Source organism: Paraglaciecola sp. IT1134 (genome assembly GCF_058068185.1).
In genome coordinates this window covers 1,344,859-1,360,856 of record NZ_CM176486.1, presented here as the reverse complement: position 1 = coordinate 1,360,856, position 15,998 = coordinate 1,344,859, and the positions used below count along the sequence as shown (strand labels likewise).

The following is a 15,998-nucleotide window of genomic DNA, read 5'->3' as shown; positions in this document are numbered from 1 at the left end:
CTCACTACTTAGTTCAAAAAAAGCCGGCTTGCCGGCTTTTTTTATGGAGCCTTATCGATAGGAACACGCTGTAAGTGATTGGATAGTCTGCTTAGTTAGCCACCCTGTGCTCCTCAATAAAAAACAGACAAAACCTGACGCGTTCATGCAAAATCTGCTTGTTTGTAACAACCTAACGGTAAACAAAGAACCATATATCACAGAAAATCACCCCATTTAGGCGCATAACCTATTGTACCGCGGTCTGACTCATGTCAGGTTAGCAACCATGAATTCAAACAGTAGATCCCGTATGGATATTTTCAGCATACTCCAAGGCAAAATTGACAAACAGCAAGCAACACTTGTCAACAAACAAAGCGCGACACAAACTTATGGTAATACCACGTTCTCTGAGCAAGTGCAGATCGATGCCGCGATAGTGGTGTTGGATGAAGATGTCATTAAGATAATTCTGAAGCTCGCAAACGAATTAATGTTTCATGTATATCCCATTAGTAGCGGTCAAAACTGGGGATACGGTTCAGTGCAAAATACCCCGTTGAGTCACCCCAGGGTGGTATTGGATTTAGGTAAACTAAAAAAAATCACCCCAACCAGCCACAAGCTTGGGCTAATTACCATTCAGCCCGGCGTGACCCAACAAGATTTATATGACTATCTTGACAGCAACGACTGGCCATTTATGGTACCTGTCACAGGTGCCGGTCCAAGTTGCAGCATTCTAAGCAATGCGCTGGAAAGAGGTTATGGTATAACGCCTCGTACTGACCATTTTGCTGCAGTAAATGCATTAAAGGCCTACCTGCCACACCCAGATCTGTGTCAGACATTGTATCAATCCGCTGTATCTGGGCTCGATGGGTCAGGTACGGATTTTATCGACAAAACCTTTAAATGGGGCCTTGGCCCTTATATTGATGGCCTGTTTACACAAAGTAATTTTGGCATAGTAACAGAAATGACATTACGCCTGGGCCCACTACCCAAGCATTTTAGCGCATTCTATTTACAGATATTTGCGGCTGAGAACTTTACCGACTCTGTTGAGTTAATTAGAGATTTGCTCATGGATTGTGAAGGCATAGTGGGTTCCATTAATTTAATGGACAGGAGCAGGCTGGTTTCCATGGTGGCAGAAAATCCAAATGGTAATGAACAACATAAAAACATGACAACGGAGCAAATCAGCAAGATTGCCAAACAAAAGCGCCTCCCACATTGGCTTATTGTTGGTACTATATATGGTACCGAGTCAGTCGTTAATTCTACCAAGCGTGAGTTTTGTCAGCGGGCCAAAAAACTCGGCACAATCAATTTTTCCGATAGCTGGCTGATGAACAGCGCGAAATTTATTACTAAATTACCACTTCCCAATTTTGCAGCATTAGAGAACATCAAAGAACAATTACGGACCCTCGATGAAGGCATTGAAATAATGTTAGGTAAACCCAATCAGGTTGCGCTGCCTCTGGCTTATTGGCGTAACCCTCATGTTAGACCAAATAAATCGACAGCATTATTACCGGACAAAGATAAATGTGGGTTATTATGGTACGCACCTCTTATCCAGATGGATCCGCAAGTACTCGCAGATTTTGTCAGTTTTATTCGCCGTACCACCCCCAAATATGGCATTGAGCCGCTGGTCACTTTTACCAACTTACGTCACGACTGTATCGACTCAACCGTTCCTTTAGTTTTCGATTTAACCAATGAAAAGGCTGTAGAGGCGGCCCATCAATGCCTTGAGGAATTGTTCACCGAAGGTTGTAAACAAGGTTTTGTGCCTTACCGAATCAATACCCGGCAACAATCCCATCTAAATAAAGATGATATATTTTGGCAAACGACCCGCTTGCTCAAAAATGCGATTGATCCAAATAATATTATTTCTCCTATGCGATATAATCCTTAATGATAATCAGCTGGCTTTGGTAAATTTCAATGTATGTTGTGCCAGTCAAATTAATGCCTTAAAGTACCCGTTTTGAAACGCTCGGCTAAGATGCCCTCATAGCAAATGAAGACTAGCCAGATAAAGTCAGTAATCAAAATTACTGCTTTGCAAAGCGATAATAATGTAACTAATGGAGTTAGAATGCGTCAAAAAATATTTACTTGTCTAATCGCTTTATCCAGCCTCACATTTTTGGGTTGCGATAGCAAAAGCGCCCAAGAGTATATTCAATCTGCTAAGTTGCAATATCAAGACAATCAAACACAAGCGGCCATCATCGATTTAAAAAATGCCATTGCATTAGAGCCGCAAAATGTTGAAGCCAGAAAAAATTTAGGTCTGTATTATCTCGAAGGGGGATTCTTTTCGGAAGCAGAAAAAGAGTTACGTAAGGCCAGAGAGTTAGGAAACGAAGAACTGACGGTATTTACGGCCTTGGTTAAATCTATATATTATCAAAACGATTTTGACCGACTACTAGACCTGACAGAAAATTTTCACAGTGACGATAAAACCGTACAAAGCACGGTTTCTCTGTTCACACTGCTGTCAAGATTAAAGGGCGAAGCAAGCGAATTTCACCAAGACTTAGATTTTAGCCAGCTCATCGGTGATGATTTGTTGCTCGCTCAAGTCTATCAAGCCTTTGCCAAGGGCAACCCTAAAGAAGCGGAATCATTATCGAATCAGTTTACCAACCCCGAACAAGAACAAATAGAGAAGCTCATAGTAACGGGTTTAGTCAATGCGCAACTTGGCAACTTTGATAAAGCCATAGAGTCGCTGGAAGCAGTTGTTGCGCAATCCCCCGAATATTATGTAGTGCAGTTTCAGCTAGCCGAAATACTCCTGCGGGCTGAACAGTTTGACAAAGCCACTAATCTGGTCGACGGGCTGCTAAGGGTTAACGCCAACAGTGCCTATGCAAATTTATTAAAAGCGCAAATCGAATTCCACAACGAAAACTATCAGACTGCATTTTCTGCCGCAAAAAATTCAGTGCAAAACGGTATTGACGCTACGCTGGGTAACTTAATTGCCGGTGTAAGCGCCTATAAAACTGAAAACCTGGAGAGCGCATATCTTTACCTAAATAGAATTTCGAAAAATCTTCCTGCCAATCACACTGCGAATCGATTACTGGCGGAAGTTAGAATAAAGCTGGGCTACACCGAAAATATATCTGAATTATTGGATACCTTCTCCGGCTCTTCCGAACAAGGGACCTCGTTATTTGAAAATGCGGCCATGGCGATGTTTCGAGAGGGTGACATTGAACAAGCAAAAGAACTGTTTAGTAAAGCTAATACGAACGAGCCAGGTAATGCGGTAAATTTAATGCGGGAAGGCTTAGTCCGGTTATCTGCTAACGATCCTTCGGGTATCCAAAGCCTTGAGTCAGCTATTGCTCAAGATAACAGTTTGGATGACGCTTGGTCCTTGTTGGCCCAGGGATATATGGAGAACAACAATTCACAAAAAGCCTTGCAAACGGCGCAAGAATGGCAACTTGTAGATAAACCCAATGGGCTGGCTTTAGAAGCCTACCTGAATTTACAGTTAGGCAATAGCGGCAAAGCGCGCGAACTTCTGGAAAAGTGTTTAGAGGTTTCCCCTGAACATCCCGGCGCCATGCGCTTTTTAATGTTGTTAAACGCCAGGGAAAAACGCTTTGATGAGGCCAGAGCTTTAGCGCAAAAGTTAGTGACTGATAATAATTCCACTGGCATGCAACTTCAAAACGTTATTGATCTGATAAATATTGCTATTGAACAAAATGATTTAGATTCTGTTGAGAGCCTGTTCGATCGTCTTCTTGCAGAAAATAAAGATCAGGATAACAGCGAAATTAATGCCGGTTTAGCCATGATTTACAATCATAAAAAACAGCCAGAAAAAGCCATAGCATTGCTGGAGAAGTTAGGTAATCAGCCCAATTTGGTACTGTTAACTACCTTGGGAAAAACCTATGAAGAAAACGGTAAACTCAAAAAAGCCTATGAAACCTATTCCAAATTAGTAGAGGCATATCCACGAGATAAAAGAGGGTGGATACGTTTAATCAATATGTTAAATAAAGAAACTAATTATGATTCGGCCTTACAAACCGCAAAAAAGGCAACAGAAGCCCTACCCAAAGATCCACAAATCGCCATTCTTTATGTTGGGGCTTTAATTCGAAAAGGCGATACCCGCGCTTCTCAAAGTGCCTTGCAGGAATTACGAGATAAAAATGTCGACTCCCCTGTATTTAGACGATTTGACGCAGAGTTAGCCATGATGCGTAAAGATTACGCCAAGGCTGTACCTTTACTGGAAGAGTATTATAAAATTTCACCGTCATTTGATACTGCCAAGTTACTGGCAACTGCATTGGCTAACACGGGTAACCCCCTCGAAGGCGGTCGCTATTTGGAGCGTGAATTAGGTAAAATGCAAACTGCGTTTAAAGAGGTTCATTACCTTGCTGAGTATTATGCGAGTAACGATATGGGTGACCGCGCAGCAAAGCAATACCAAGCAATTCTTGAGCGTAATCCTGAACATTTTGTCACACTCAACAACTATGCAGCCGTATTAGTCAAATTGAATGATATCCCTCAGGCCAAGGCCTTAGCACAGAGAGCTTTGCAATTAGAGCCCTCGTCGCCTTATGCCATGGACACCTTAGGCTGGGCATTACTGCATGAGAAGAACTATAGCGATGCACTGACTTACATTAGTAAAGCCAACAAAGCATTACCTGAAAACGTCGAGATAAAATTGCATTTGATTGAAGCTTTAATAGGCAATGAACAAGGTGATGACGCCCGGGCAGTCATCAAGCGATTAAAATCGTTGTCGGCTAAAAATGAGCAGGAATTGACAAGACTTAAGGCGATGCTAAAACGCACCTAATATAACAAGTTATTAATAACATTCATTTACTTAATTGTTGATGAAATATGAACGTACTTTAAAATTTATCAACGTTGAGAATGGCACCATTATTTCTATTAAACACTATCCGTTAAGCTGTGCCTCGGATCTAAAGGACAAGTGGACAGCCCTATTTGAGCTGTCAAATGGGGGGCCGTTCTTATGTTGGTCGTGGATTTCATCCTGGCTTGAATCCTTGTCTTGTGCACCCTTAGTTATTGAGGCAACACAGGGTAAGACTTGTGTCGGCCTGGGGCTGTTTGTCCCTCGCCAACGTAAAATACTGCCTTTTATCACCGTTAAACAACTTTGGTTGCATCGTTTTGGATCCGCTAAATTCGACCAAATTTGGATTGAACATAATGACTTGCTCCTTGCCTCACAAAATGAGCAACATGTACGAGAAGAAATGCTGAGTTATTTGCTGCAACAGCAACATTTATGGCATGAACTCTATCTTGGGCTTTCTAATTCGACTGTTGTTCAGAAATTTAGCGAAACGTTGCCCCATAAGCGACTCATTATCAGTTCGCCAAACTTCGAAGTTGACCTGGCAGGGAAAACCAATATAGATGAGTATCTGGCAGAATTGTCCCGAAATACTCGCTCCCAGATCCAACGCAGCAAGAAGCTGCTGCAGCTCCAGGGTGAAATTTCGTTAACTCAAGCGGTCACTCTTGCGGAAAAAAAAGCTTACCTAACGGATATGGCTGCGCTGCATATCGAAAAATGGCAGCCCAGTGAGTTCGGAAGTGGCTTCTCCAATCCAATATTTAGTCAGTTTCACCAACGTCTCATATTTGAAGATGACGATTCTAATATGAGTTATTTATTTTGTTTACGACTTACCGCCCAACCCTTAGCCTATATCTATATTATTAAGGAGCGAGAAAGCTGGTATTTTTACCTGTCGGCGATCAGAAATAGTGACGACAACCGCATTAAAATTGGTTTGTTAGCTCACATTTTTGTTATCGAGCTGGCCATCAAAAAACACATCACCAAATATAGTTTTTTAGCAGGAGAGGCCAGATACAAGCGTTCGTTATGTAATGCTCAAGAAACCACTCAGCAGCTAGTATGTTTCTACAGCCCCACTATGCTGCTGCGCTTTCGCGAACAGGTAAGAGTAATGAAGAGGCAGTTGGCAATGGTGATGTTAAAATTGCAGAATAAGAAATAAGCCCATGACAATACAGAATATCACGCCAGAACGTATAACACTCCAGTTACCCAGTGCCGGTACTGTAAATGCACCGCTGGAAGTGGGGGTGCCTATCCCCCAAGGGAAAGCCCTTAACCTAAATCAATTACAGCTGCAATGTAACGGAAATGCCGTGTCTTGTGCCGCCCGGGCACTCAATTACTGGCATGACAAGAGTATCAAGTGGGTAAATTTGATATTTTTCCCTGAACCTGAGCAAACCGAAAACTATGAATTAGTCACGACCCAAGCTGAAATAGATATAGCAGACCCCCAACTTGGTTTGTCATGTGTTGATACACAAACCAGCCTGACGATACACAATGTCGACTTCACTTTCGAACTGCTGCGAGACAGCTTTGAATTTTCACTGACGTCACCCAAAGATGGCACAAACTTTTTTAAGAGTGCAGCAAACGCTGTTGAATTATTTGATAGCCAAAATAATCTGCTTGCTAGCCATATACAAGATATACATATCACCCGATTTCACGATCTGTGTGATGGTTCGGTTCAGGTGATTAAGTTACGTATTACCGGCTGTCACGGGTCAGATGAAGCCTCTAGCGTGGCAGATTTTTATGCCTATTTTGTTTTTTATTATGGGCAAAATTGCCTAAAGTTCACCTATACACTGCGCAATCCCAACGCAGCTTTACACAGTGGTGGCAATTGGGATCTTGGCGATCCCCATTCACTTATTTTTAACGGCCTGAATTTTGACTTGCATACCCCGCAAACTGAGCACATTAGTTATCAGCAAGAGCCAGGGGAAAGCTGGCAAGATGTCCAGGGAGCGGATATCCAGCTGCAACAATTCTCCAGTGGCGGTGAAAACTGGCAAAGTCCTATACACTGGGATCATTCCAAGCAACTTCCCTTCAGCCAAAAGGGGTATCAGGTGCTTAAAGATGGTATCAGTGTCGCCCAGGCTCAGCGCGCAACCCCCAGTATTTATGTCAAGGACAGCTTTGGCCTGACCTTGGAAAATTTTTGGCAAAATTTCCCTAAATCCTTATGCATCAAAGGGGGCACTATTAGCCTGGGCCTTTTTCCACTGCAAGCTGGTAAACAATACGAATTGCAAGGTGGCGAACAGAAAACCCACACCCTATGGTTAAATATCACCGGGGAGCAAGAGCAACTGGCTTGGGTACACCAAAAGCCAACTGCAAAAGTATCCAGACCAGCTTATCAGCAAGGCGCCAGCTTTTTGTACCTCAACAAACATAGCGCTGAGGCACCTTTGCGCTCACTTATTTGCAATGCACTTGATAGCGACAGCAATTTCTATCACAAACGCGAAATGGTTGATCAGTATGGTTGGCGTAATTTTGGTGATCTATATGCGGATCATGAAACCTCAGGTTACCAGGGCAAAGATATTTTTGTTTCCCATTACAATAACCAATATGATCCCATTTTCGGTTTCTTGCGCCAATACATGATCGATGGCGATAAGCGCTGGTTTGAACTGGCCGATGATCTGGCAAAACATGTCACAGACATCGATATTTATCACACCTCACAAGATAAAGATGAATATAACGGCGGTTTATTCTGGCATACAGATCATTATTTGCAGGCTTTTACCTCTAGCCATCGTTCCTATTCCAAACATCAAGCCAGCGGCGCTTATCAGGATCATGCCGGTGGTGGTGGGCCAGGAGGCCAGCATTGTTATACCAGCGGCTTGATGCTGCATTATTTAATGACAGGGAATGAGAATTCAAAACAAGCGGTGCTTACCCTGACCGACTGGATCACCCATGTGTATGAAGGCTCTCATACTTGCCTGGAGCTGCTGTTAGCCTTTAAAAACCGCCATGTTGCAGGTTTAAAAAACCAGTTCACCGGTCAATATCCTTTGGATAGAGGCACGGCAAATTATGTCGTCGCCCTATTAGATAGTTATGAATTAACCCAGCAGGCAGAATACTTGCAGCGGGTAGAACACATTTTATACAACACCATGCACCCCGATGAAGACTTGGCCCAGCGTCAATTGCAGAATGTTGAGACAAACTGGTTTTATACAGTTTTGTTGCAAGCATTAACCCGGTATCTGCATGTAAAGGAAAGTTCAGGGCAGTTTGACAGCCATTTTTATTATGCCCGTGATTGTTTACTCAATTTTACTGACTGGATGGTAAACAACGAATATTTATATCTGGATAAACCTGACTTACTTGAATACCCCAACGATACTTGGACAGCGCAGGATCTGCGCAAAGCACAGATATTTGCCGGGGCCAGCTATTTCAGTAACAGCCTGCGCCCTGAGTATATGCAAAAAGCGCATTATTTCGAACGCGAAGTGTATAAACGTTTAGCCGTGTCAAACACTAAAACCTATACCCGTATTATGGTATTAATGATGCAAAATTACGGGGCCACTGATTACTACGCTAGCACTGCCGCGCAATACACATTCTCACCCCGCAAGATGGATTGGCCGTTGGCCAAATATCAGACAACATCGGTCGCAAAAGGGTTACCCAAAGCACTGGTTAAGCGACTGCAAAAGCTGTCAATTGGCAGGGAAATTAACTGGCTGAAGAAAAGGCTAGGCTAGATTACATTTTGATCAGGACATAAATTTTACATGCAAGTTTCTTTTATTATCCCCCATAAGGGCAGGTTTGAGATGTTAATTCAAACCATCGAGTCGATTAGCGCCCAGGATTGGGATCTCAAGCAACTGGAAGTGTTGGTTGTTAGCCAAACTTCCGAGATTGAACAGCAACTGCTGTGCAGTGATCCTGCACTTTGTGTGAAAGTCTTTATTCGCCCTGAAAATGAGACAATTTCTGCTTTACGCAATTTTGGTTTCGCCCAATCGAACAGCCAATATGTGGCGTTTCTGGACGCCGATATCTGGCTCTCCGAGAATTGGGTAGGACAAATGCAACACCAGTTAAACTTGAATCCACAACGAATCATCGTCAGCGGCATACAAATATGTGAACACAATGCGCCTACAGTGGAAAAAATCAGAACCAGCCTGAGTAATGCACAAATAGATACCAATGTTAGCTTTCTGCCTGGCTGTAACTTGTTTATGCGCCGTGACTCTTTTGGCAAAATTGGAGGTTTCCCTGAGCATTTGCTCACTTGTGAAGATACATATTTTACCGATCAAGCGGCCAAACTTGGTGAGTTGTATAAGACATCCGCAGCAACTTTTCTACATTTGGGCGAAGATAAAGCTTACAAAGCCATGTTTAACAAAGAGATTTGGCGTGGCCAATCTAACCTGCAATCGATCGCTGGCAGAAAAGTTCCCTTGCGGGAATGGCCAAGTTTTATGGTGCCCCCGGGTATCATGCTCACCTTTGTTGTGGCGTTGATTGTACTGGCGGCAGGCATGCCTCAAGCTGCCTTATTTTTACTGTTGTTAAGCCTCGCACCCGTGTTTTTATACAGTTTGCGACTTTATAACTTGACCAATAATAAAATTTCTTTTTTCTCCATCTTTAAATTTTATGCAGTATATTTTCCGGCGCGCGCTATTGGCACCTTTGCCGGGCTATTTAACTCAATCGGCGTCAAACACGCCTAGGATATGACTCTTAATGAAACCAACTATTAATGTGCTGCAGTTCATTTGCCCCACCGGGTTTTACGGCGCAGAGCGCTGGGTACTCGCGCTGGCCAAGCATCTTGATCCACAGGTAATACGTTGTGATTTGGCTGTTACCATGGAGCCTGAACAAATTCCTTTGGAACTAGTAGCCCATTACAAAAGACTGGGACTGAGCACTTATTCCCTGGATATGAAAAACAAGTTTGATCTAAGCGCAGTGACAAAACTGGTGGCGTTAATCAAAGAGAAACAAATTCATATCATTCATACTCATGGTTACAAGTCAGATATAATTGGCGTACTGGCCGCTAGAAAAGCAGGGATAAAGTGCATCGTCACCCCCCATGGCTTTGAAAATGTAAAAGATCTCAAATTAAGGACATTTATTTGGTTAGGTTGCCAGGCCATGAAATATGCCCATAAAGTTGTGCCTTTGTCCCAGCAATTATTGCGTGATGTATTGGCTATGGGGGTTAAGGAAGATAAAACCCTGTATATCCAAAACGGGGTGGACTTATCTGAAGTCGAGGCCACCCCTGCACCTGTTCGCCAAAGCGACGATGAAAAACGCATCGGTTTTGTTGGCCAAATGATCAGCCGTAAGAACATCACTGACATACTGGATATCTTTGACAACATCCACCAGAAGCACCCCAATACGCGCCTGATATTATTGGGTGATGGTGACTCACGTAAATCGCTAGAGACCCATACTGCCACCTTGCAAAGTCATAACAATATAGAGTTTTTAGGCTTTCGTGATGACAGACTGAGCTTGTTAAAATCATTTGACTTGTTTGTCATGACATCTACCTTAGAGGGCATACCTCGTTGCCTCATGGAAGCAACAGCAGCAGGCATACCTGTTGCTGCGTATGATATCCCCGGGATCGATCAATTGATCAGCCACCAACATACCGGTTTATTAGCCCCCCCAGGAGAGAAAAAAGAATTGCAGGGATATTGGGAAAAGCTGTTGTTTGACCCCACCTACGCTCAAGAAATCGCTGAAAAAGCCAAACAATTCGTATACGATAATTACTCTGCAAACCGTATGGCGACGGAATATACGGTCTTATTTAAAGAAATGACAAGGGATAGTTGATGTATCAGGGCAAAAAACGTCCCATCATCTTTGTACTATCGGTAGATACCGAAGAAGAGTGGGATTGGTCGGGAGCGTTTCCAGAACAAAAAACCAGTGTCAAAAATATTGACAAGTTGCCTGCCTTTCACAAAATGTGTACAGCTTTAGGTGTACGCCCGACCTATTTTGTAGATTATGCGGTAGCAGATTCTGACGCTGCTGTTAAGACTATGTCTGCTTTTTCCGCAAATGGTAGTTGTGAAATTGGTGCTCACTTGCATCCCTGGTGTAACCCTCCTTACGTAGGTGAAACAAGCGACGAAAAATCTCATGTTGTAAATTTACCCGTAGAGTTGGTTTCGCAAAAACTGGATAGTTTGGTAGCGCGCATAAGGCAGCAATTTTCAATTCAACCTACCTCGTTTCGCACCGGCCGTTGGGGCATAGACAGCAAAGTACTCAACCTGTTGGTCGAATCCGGTTTTACGGTAGATTCAAGTGTTTACCCTTATTATCAAAATGAGTATTTTAGCTGCCATGGCGCGCCCGAACTACCCTACTGGCCTGACTTGAAAAATCCCTTACAACAATCCGCGCAGAACAAAATTTATGAACTACCCGTTACTGTGGGCTTCAACCGTCAGAACTTCGCATTTTGGAACGAAATACATACCCGGTTTTCCGCACCACCTTATAGTTGGACGCGGTTTAACGGATTAGCCTGGCATACACGATTGCTGCGTAAGAATTATCTATGTCCGGAGTTATCTTTGCCCGATGATATGTTTGCCTTGAGTGAGACGGTAATAGATAAAGGTTATCATGTGCTACATATGTAGATGCACAGCTCCAGTTTAGTTGACAACAATAACAGTCTGATCGGCAACTATGGTGCCGATAAATTTATTTCTAACGCTGTTGAACAGGTTATTACCCGTTTAAAAAACAAATATAATATTGAGTTTTGTACCATTACTGAAGCGGCGCAAAAACTGCAAACTATAAACGAGCAATAACACATGAGCATACATATTCGCCTAGCCACATCCGCTGACCAGGTAATTTGGGATCAATACGTGCTAAAACATCCCCAGGCAACCCCTTACCATCGTTTTGCCTGGCTGCAGAGTATTGAGGAAGCATACCAGCACAAAAGTGTCAGTTTGCTTGCGTTGCAAGACGAGCAAGTCGTTGGCGTTATGCCTTGTATCGAGATGAAAGCGCCGTTCAGACGGCTGTCTTTTTGCGCTTTACCCTATTGTGATATCGGCAGTGCCTTAAGCGATAGTGAAATAATTAAAGAGCAATTATTTGCCAAGGCACTGACCGATTTAAGCCAGGCCGGTGGCGGCAAGTTTGACTATCGAGATAATAATCCAGTGCAAAATGAAGCCGCTATGGCCGGCCAAAAAGTCCGAATGTTGTTACCTCTTCCTGAAACATCAGAACAGCTGATGGCCGATTTCAAATCCAAACTACGTAGCCAAATCCGTAAATCAGAGAAAAACGGCTTAACCTGCATCGTCGCCAACAATAAAAATCAAATTGATGATTTTTATCATATTTTCGCAATTAACATGCGAAAACTTGGCTCGCCGGTACACAGTCAGAAATGGTTTGAAGCGTTGTTTAGATATTACGGCGATAATATTGTGTTATCCGTTGTGTATAGCGACGCTGTTGCGGTTGGCGCCGGGATCACCCTACGAAACGGCAAAAAAATGTCCATCCCTTGGGCATCTACCGTTGCCGAATACAACAAGTTGGCACCTAACATGATGTTGTATTGGTCGTTACTGGAACATGCTTGTGATAAGGGTTGTAGCGAATTTGATTTTGGCCGTTCAACCTACGGTGAAGGAACGTTTAAATTTAAACGCCAATGGGGGGCTGAACCTCATCAGTTACTCTGGCGAGATTTAGCTAATACAGAATTAGAAAACCAGCAAAATACCGAGAGTTCAGAATTCAAACCTGGTAAATTGCGCCCCTTGGTGGAACAAGCCTGGTCCAAATTACCCATAGGGGTGACCACCACCTTGGGGCCATTGATACGTAAACACATAAGCTTATAAAGCATAATAATAGCGCTCTTTAAGCAATATAAAACAAACAACAAAAAATAGTAGGGCCAACGAATATGTGCGGAATTGCCGGATTTACTCAGTTTACAGGCAAGATGGGTAACAAAGAGACCCTCAAAAAGATGGGTGACAGTATTTATCATCGTGGCCCGGATGCAGGCGGAGAATATTTAGATGAGTATGTGGGTTTGGCCCACCGGCGCCTGAGTATCATCGATTTATCTGACGCCGGTATTCAACCGATGTTTTCTCATGACGATAAATACGTCATTGTGTTTAACGGTGAAATCTATAATTACCAAGCGTTAAGGGCACAGCTCAGCGTAGCGGGTTACCCATTTAAAACCCATACAGATACCGAAGTTATTCTGGCCTTATATGCAACTGAAGGCGAAAAAATGCTGGACAAACTCAACGGCATGTTTGCCTTTGCCTTGTGGGATACCACCAGCAATCGCCTGCTTATCGCCCGTGACAGAATAGGGAAAAAACCTCTTTATTATCTTAAAACTGAGACGCAGTTTGCGTTTGCCTCAGAAATTAAAGCATTACTTACCCTACCTGACGTATCCAGGGAAATCCGAGTGGATGCCGTATATGATTTTTTTGCATATCAATATATACCCGACCCTAAAACCATTTTCACTGATATTCATAAATTACCTCCGGGGCATTTTATGTGGGTATCTGAACAAGGCATACAAATCGAGCAATATTGGGACGTGTCATTTAAACACACCAGTAACAAATCAGAGCAAACTTTAAAAGATGAACTTTACACCCTGGCGACCAAATGCACAGTCGACCGTATGGTTAGCGACGTGCCTTTAGGGGCCTTTTTAAGCGGCGGTATTGACTCCAGTGGTGTGGTCGCCATGATGGCGTTAAATAGCGATACGCCAGTAAAAACCTGCTCTATAGGTTTTGATGAAGAAAAATTTAATGAAACCGAGTTTGCCCAAATAGTTGCCAAGCAATACAAGACCGAGCATCACGAGTTTATGGTGCATCAAAATGTACAAGACAACTTGGAAAAAATTGTCTCCTATTTTGACGAGCCCTTTGCTGACCCGTCGTTAGTACCCACTTATTTTGTGTCCGAACTGGCCCGCTCGCAGGTTACCGTTGCCATTGCGGGTGATGGCGGTGACGAAGTCTTCGCAGGGTATGAAAAGTACACCACGGATGACATAGAAAACAAACTCAGGAGCAAGTTTCCAACGGCCTTACGTAAAAAACTTTTTCCTAAGTTGGCCAATCTTCTGGCAAAAAGTGAACACCCACTGCTGCGTAAAGGTAAGTCTTTACTGACCAGTTTAAGTCTTGATCCGGCCATGGGTTTTTATATGAGTAATTCACAAATTGATGATCGTCAGTGGAATAAGCTGGCCAGTGCTAAAACCAAACAAGCGTTAGGTGATTATCACCCGTCGGCTATTACTCTGGAGAAATACCACCAGGCTGATGGGCCAGACCACCTATCTAAAATCCTGTATACCGATATGAAGACTTACTTGCCCGGTGGCATATTGGTTAAGGTAGATCGCATGAGCATGGCCAACTCATTAGAAGTACGGGCCCCGTTGCTAGATAAAGAGGTAATAGAGTTTTCCGCTACCCTGCCCTCATCTTTAAAGTTTAATAACGGTGAGAAAAAATACATCCTTAAGGAAGCGTTTAAAGACGTATTGCCCGATGATATTTTATATCGTAAAAAAATGGGTTTTTCAGTGCCACTGGCCAATTGGTTGCGCCATGAAATAAAAGAGTTAACCGAAGATTACCTATTTACTAAAGCAGACGGCATTCAACAGTATTTTGACATGGCCGTTGTTAAAGAGTTTTGGCTACAGCATCAGGCAGAAAAGGCGGATCACAGTACCGTATTGTGGAGCATGCTGATGTTTCAGATGTGGTGGTACCGCTATATACAAGGTACCGAAGTGAGTGAAACAGTATAACTATGGACAAGTTAAATACATTCGTTTTCCGCCATAAATATAACTCTGTGTGCAACCATGTCTAAACTTAACGTACTGCACATCACCTTTGACATGCGCATTGGCGGTACCGAACAGGTTATCAAAAATTTGATCCTGGGTTCGGATCCAGGTTTATTTACTATGTCAGTACTGTGTATTGAGTCCCCTTTGGGGCCTTTTGCCGATGATTTGTTAACGCAAGGCGTTTCTATTGATGCGTTGACTCGCCGACCCGGTTTTGACATCAGCTTAATCGGCCAAATTCGCCAGCATATAATTGAACATAAAATAGATATAGTACATTGCCACCAATATACCCCCTATGTATACGGTTTATTGGGGGCATTGTTTACCCGGGCCAAAGTGGTATTTACCGAACACGGGCGCTTTTACCCCGATAGCAGCAGCTGGAAACGCAAGCTGATTAACCCAATAATGCACAAGTTCACCGCAGCCACTACGGCTATATCCGCAGCGACCCGCGATGCCTTAGTAGAATATGAGAATTTTCCCTTTCAAAATATTCAGGTTATTTATAACGGCATCATAGGCTTAAAAACGGATCCCGTTACGGTATCTAGTTTGGCAAGCAACTTGGGGTTAATAAAAGGCACCTTGGTGCTCGGCACTATCGCCCGCCTGGACCCAATCAAGAATCATACAATGATGCTAAAGGCTTTTAGGCGTGTAGTAGATGCCGGCGTAGAGGCAAAATTGATGATAGTGGGCGACGGCGAAGAGCGCGAAAATATTATGGCGCTTATTCAGAGCCTGAATTTGCAAGAGACGGTCATACTGACTGGCTACGAACCCAAACCCCATAACCACTTAGCCCTGATGGACATCTACTTGCTGCCGTCCCTAAGTGAAGGCACATCTATGACCCTGCTCGAAGCCATGTCTGTGGGTAAACCCTGTGTGGTAACCGACGCCGGTGGTAACCCGGAAATAGTCGAACACCAAGTGACGGGCTTGGTAACCCCCAACGATGATGAAGCTGCCTATGCCCAAGCGATTGTAAATTTGGCCCAAAACCCGGATTTACAACATCAATATGGCAAAGCAGCTTATTCACGCTTTGAAAAACTATTCAGTATCCCGCATATGACATCGGCCTATCGGGTGTTGTACTTGGCGATTACGGGCAAGAAAAGGTCCCACTCCCAATGAAGTCTC

At 43.4% G+C, this 15,998-nt stretch carries 11 protein-coding genes; all 11 read left to right on the top strand.

The genetic code is table 11. The features are described from left to right. Nucleotides 1–268: 268 nt before the first annotated feature. The 11 genes from AC3RV5_RS05855 (at nt 269) to AC3RV5_RS05805 (ending at nt 15,992) form a co-directional block, all read left to right on the top strand. On the top strand, nt 269–1,918 hold the full coding sequence (locus AC3RV5_RS05855) for an FAD-binding oxidoreductase (protein WP_489731021.1): 1,650 nt from the start codon (nt 269–271) through the stop codon (nt 1,916–1,918). 183 nt (nt 1,919–2,101) lie between these two features. Next, entirely contained in the window at nt 2,102–4,858 is a 2,757-nt protein-coding gene (gene prsT / locus AC3RV5_RS05850; RefSeq protein WP_489731020.1) for an XrtA/PEP-CTERM system TPR-repeat protein PrsT, read from the top strand. 40 nt (nt 4,859–4,898) lie between these two features. Then, a complete protein-coding gene (locus AC3RV5_RS05845; RefSeq protein WP_489731019.1) occupies nt 4,899–6,062 on the top strand; it encodes a GNAT family N-acetyltransferase in 1,164 nt (387 codons plus the stop codon). A 4-nt stretch (nt 6,063–6,066) separates the two neighbouring features. Further along, entirely contained in the window at nt 6,067–8,658 is a 2,592-nt protein-coding gene (locus tag AC3RV5_RS05840; protein ID WP_489731018.1) for an RIFT barrel domain-containing protein, read from the top strand. A gap of 30 nt (nt 8,659–8,688) precedes the next feature. Then, nucleotides 8,689–9,645, top strand: a complete 957-nt coding sequence (locus AC3RV5_RS05835) for a glycosyltransferase family 2 protein (protein WP_489731017.1) — start codon at nt 8,689–8,691, stop codon at nt 9,643–9,645. 13 nt (nt 9,646–9,658) lie between these two features. Next, nucleotides 9,659–10,774, top strand: coding sequence for a glycosyltransferase (locus AC3RV5_RS05830; protein WP_489731016.1), 1,116 nt, complete (start codon nt 9,659–9,661; stop codon nt 10,772–10,774). Beyond that, the gene (locus AC3RV5_RS05825; RefSeq protein ID WP_489731015.1) at nt 10,774–11,595 is read left to right on the top strand and encodes a polysaccharide deacetylase family protein; all 822 of its coding nucleotides are present in this window, start codon (nt 10,774–10,776) and stop codon (nt 11,593–11,595) included. Before AC3RV5_RS05830 ends, AC3RV5_RS05825 begins: the two co-directional genes overlap by 1 nt. After that, nucleotides 11,596–11,772, top strand: a complete 177-nt coding sequence (locus AC3RV5_RS05820; protein WP_489731014.1) for a hypothetical protein — start codon at nt 11,596–11,598, stop codon at nt 11,770–11,772. A gap of 3 nt (nt 11,773–11,775) precedes the next feature. Continuing rightward, the gene (locus AC3RV5_RS05815) at nt 11,776–12,831 is read left to right on the top strand and encodes a FemAB family XrtA/PEP-CTERM system-associated protein (RefSeq protein WP_489731013.1); all 1,056 of its coding nucleotides are present in this window, start codon (nt 11,776–11,778) and stop codon (nt 12,829–12,831) included. Between the two features lie 65 nt (nt 12,832–12,896). Continuing rightward, nucleotides 12,897–14,801, top strand: coding sequence for an asparagine synthase (glutamine-hydrolyzing) (gene asnB, locus AC3RV5_RS05810; protein WP_489731012.1), 1,905 nt, complete (start codon nt 12,897–12,899; stop codon nt 14,799–14,801). A gap of 57 nt (nt 14,802–14,858) precedes the next feature. Beyond that, complete coding sequence (locus tag AC3RV5_RS05805) at nt 14,859–15,992, top strand: glycosyltransferase (protein ID WP_489731011.1); 1,134 nt, start codon at nt 14,859–14,861, stop codon at nt 15,990–15,992. Nucleotides 15,993–15,998 lie beyond the last annotated feature (6 nt).